Annotated in this window: 5 protein-coding genes; 3 read left to right on the top strand and 2 right to left on the bottom strand. The window is 49.5% G+C overall.

The window, feature by feature from the left end; all coding sequences use genetic code 11:
• Positions 1-187: 187 nt before the first annotated feature.
• Positions 188-736 (top strand): TetR/AcrR family transcriptional regulator, encoded by a 549-nt coding sequence (locus tag ABJQ89_RS14160; RefSeq protein ID WP_348496836.1) that lies wholly within the window; start codon positions 188-190, stop codon positions 734-736.
• Between the two features lie 17 nt (positions 737-753).
• On the opposite strand, the gene ABJQ89_RS14155 is transcribed toward ABJQ89_RS14160, so the two are convergent.
• Positions 754-1,101, bottom strand: coding sequence for a helix-turn-helix domain-containing protein (locus tag ABJQ89_RS14155; RefSeq protein WP_348496835.1), 348 nt, complete (start codon positions 1,099-1,101; stop codon positions 754-756).
• A 121-nt stretch (positions 1,102-1,222) separates the two neighbouring features.
• Here ABJQ89_RS14155 and ABJQ89_RS14150 point away from each other — a divergent pair, with 121 nt between their 5' ends.
• Complete coding sequence (locus tag ABJQ89_RS14150; protein WP_348496834.1) at positions 1,223-1,792, top strand: glutathione S-transferase family protein; 570 nt, start codon at positions 1,223-1,225, stop codon at positions 1,790-1,792.
• A gap of 92 nt (positions 1,793-1,884) precedes the next feature.
• The gene (locus tag ABJQ89_RS14145) at positions 1,885-2,367 is read left to right on the top strand and encodes an SRPBCC domain-containing protein (protein ID WP_348496833.1); all 483 of its coding nucleotides are present in this window, start codon (positions 1,885-1,887) and stop codon (positions 2,365-2,367) included.
• Between the two features lie 203 nt (positions 2,368-2,570).
• Here ABJQ89_RS14145 and ABJQ89_RS14140 read toward each other — a convergent pair.
• Positions 2,571-3,081, bottom strand: a 511-nt coding sequence (locus tag ABJQ89_RS14140) for a LysR substrate-binding domain-containing protein (RefSeq protein WP_348496832.1), incomplete at its 5' end; no start/stop codon positions are given.

The raw sequence follows: 3,081 nt of genomic DNA, 5'->3' as shown, positions 1-3,081 counted from the left end.
AGTTCTCTTTATTGGATCAAGGTTGAATATGGTCACCTACCGGCGGCTCCTTATAGATTATGTTCGTAATTTAATGTCGTCAATATTAGAGTGTGATTGAAATCTAACCGTTCAAACTCTAAGTTCCTTCAATATCTTAGTGTGGGAATGCGTACAGTTCCCGCGTTGCTTTAAAATTGGAAAATACATGAGAGTCAGCCGAGAAACCGCCGAGAAGAATCGCAAAAATGTCGTGCGTACCGCCAGCCAGAAGTTTCGAAAGCATGGCTATGACGGCATTGGGATCGCTGGCTTGATGAAAGCTGCAGGAATGACTCAAGGTGGGTTTTATAAACAGTTCAAAGACAAACACGCACTTGAGGCAGAGGCGACTGAACTAGCATTGCAGGAAAATTTTGAAAGTTGGGCCACGGTGATGGAGGGGAGTGATGATCCCATTTCTGCATTGAAAAACTGGTATCTTTCGCCGCAGCACCTGAAAGCCATCGAACAAGGGTGCACCTACGCCGCGCTGGCTGCCGAAGTCACCCGCGAACGCCCCGCGCTACACGGTGTCTTTAATGAAGCTGTAGAACGCCAGATCGAGCAACTCGCAAAAGCCGACAATATAGGCGCTGACTCTCGAAAAAAGGCCATTCAGAACATGGCTCAAATGATTGGAACGCTGATACTGGCTCGTTCGGTGTCTGATACTGAAGCCCAGCAAGAAATTTTGGTAGCAGGCAAATCTCAGTAACATCTCGGTCAGTGGATCTAAGAATTAGACGTTCCGTCTCGTTCAATCCACCATGCATGCATCTCGCGAAACATTGGCTGCAAGGCCATCGCGTCAGGTGTTGCCGAATATTCGACCCGCGGCGGAACCTCTGGATATGCTTTGCGTTCGACGAGGCCATCGCCTTCTAGCGCTCTGAGCTGGTTTGTCAGCATTGTCTGAGTCACACCGTCGATTTCCCGTCGAAGTTCCCCAAATCGCTTAGTCCCGCGAAAAATCAAAATTTGAAGAATCGTGAGCTTCCATTTGCCGCCGATCATGTTGAACACAAGCGGCGCAGGGCAAGGAAGAACGTCGGTTTTTTCTGTTTTATTGATATCTTTCATACATAAATCTCCTTGAGTTACAGCATTAGTACCAAAACACATACTACTTACGAAAAAGATGCCTGCTTTTGATTTTAAACTGTGAACGCTAATTTCCCCCCAAACGCAAGGGACATGAAATATGATCACAGTCTACACCATCAGCGGTGCACCCCCGCCCTGGCGGGTCTTGCTAGGGCGATGTTTCAAAGGACTGCCATTTGAAACAATCACCCTGAAGGCCTCTGAAGGCGAGCATCAAACGAAAGAGTTCCTATCACTCAATCCGCGCGGCACCGTTCCTGTATTGGTGGATGGTTCGGTGACAATTCGCGATTCCCTCGCAGCGTTGGCTTGGCTTGACTGTTCTTATCCTGATCCGCCCATATTCGGTAAAATATCGGATCAAACGGCCTTCGTGTGGCAACAAACGACAGAATGCGCAGATTATTTGCGCGCCGCAATTGATCGCGTACTCACGCCAATCTTCTTTCAAAACGCGACATCAGCCAGCCCGGAACTTTTAACGTCAGCCTATAACGCCAAGGTCGAATTGGCCGGCCTAGAAACGGCTCTAGGTACTAGATCGTTTCTTTCTGGGGACAGTCCAAGCGCGGCTGATGCAGTTGCTTTTCCCGAAGTCCGCCTTCTTCAACGGGCGAGCGACACAAGAGCTGAGATCATTGAAAACCTTGGGCTGCTGAATTTCTAGGAACAGTTTCCCCATCTTGGCGCTTGGGTCGCACGCATTGAAGCAATGCCGGGGTACGAACAAACTCAGCCACAACACTGGAAGGATATCGAATGATGGACACAGAGGTAGAAGTCGCAAATTACGAAAAGACAATCGATGTGCGGGCCACCCCCGATCAGGTTTACAGAGCTCTGACGACCGAGATGAACCGTTGGTGGACAACGCAAACGGAAGGGTCTTTGATCTCGGTAGGTGACAAATTAAAAGTCGATTTTCCACCGAATAATGGTCATTGGACTTTTGAAGCCACGGCCCTGTCTCCGGGGGAGATTGTTGAACTGAAATGCATTGATGCACATCACGTTGTCGCAGGACAACCTGCTGAAATTGAAAAGGAATGGTTGGGAACAAGGCTTCGTTGGCAAATTGCTGGCTATGGGGGGCGCTCGAAAGTGGAATTCGAACATCAGGGATTAACGCCCAAGCTTCACTGCTATGATATTTGCAACGAAGGGTGGGGCTATTTTTTCGCAAACAGCTTTGCGGCATATCTCAATACAGGCACCGGTGCGCCGCACTCTACCGTTGCGTAGAAACGCCTTGTACAGATATTTGGGCGGAACGTTTCGACCGATCCGCCCAGCAATCAATATCTTTGTTCGCCGATGTGTTTTTCTAAAATTTGACAAGCCGACCCGCGTTCATTGTGATGAATCAGGTGGCCTAACTATGACATGAAGAGAGAAGTCAGACATCGGTAAATAGGTCATTCACCTATACAGCCGAAGGCTGGGATTTAATCGTGCGGTTTCAATTGGTCAGCGTCTCCCACAAATAACGTGCGATCTTGCTCTACCCCCGCGATCAATGCGTCAAACGCTATCCTCACACGTGAATTGTTTCTCATGCCTTCGTGGCAAACAATCCAAAGTTCTCCTACTCCCTTCTCGATTGGTTCAGACAAACGAAACAGACCGGGCCATTGTTCCCCCAATATCATAGGTAGAATCGCCAAGCCCCTCCCTTGCTGAGCGCTGGCGGCGGTCAAGATCAAGCTGTTCGTAGTTGTCGAAACAGTTCCGTCTGGAAATTCTGCGCGGTGTATTGCACTCATGCGTTCCGCGAGTGGGTTGCCACTGAACCCTATAAAACGTTCGCCGCTAAAGTCTGATGAGGTTGCAAAGCGGGCACGTCCCTGCGCATCGCCATACACGGCCCAGCGTATGTCACTCAACTTTCGGCCAAATAAATTGCTATCTGTCGGCCGCGCCGGGCGCAGTGCAACATCCGCTTGCCTATTTGCAAGG

Origin of the sequence: Planktotalea sp. (genome assembly GCF_039984035.1) — a bacterium.
GTDB lineage: Bacteria > Pseudomonadota > Alphaproteobacteria > Rhodobacterales > Rhodobacteraceae > Planktotalea.
The sequence above is the reverse complement of the archived record's forward strand: the minus strand, read 5'-3'. Positions and strand labels throughout refer to the sequence as shown.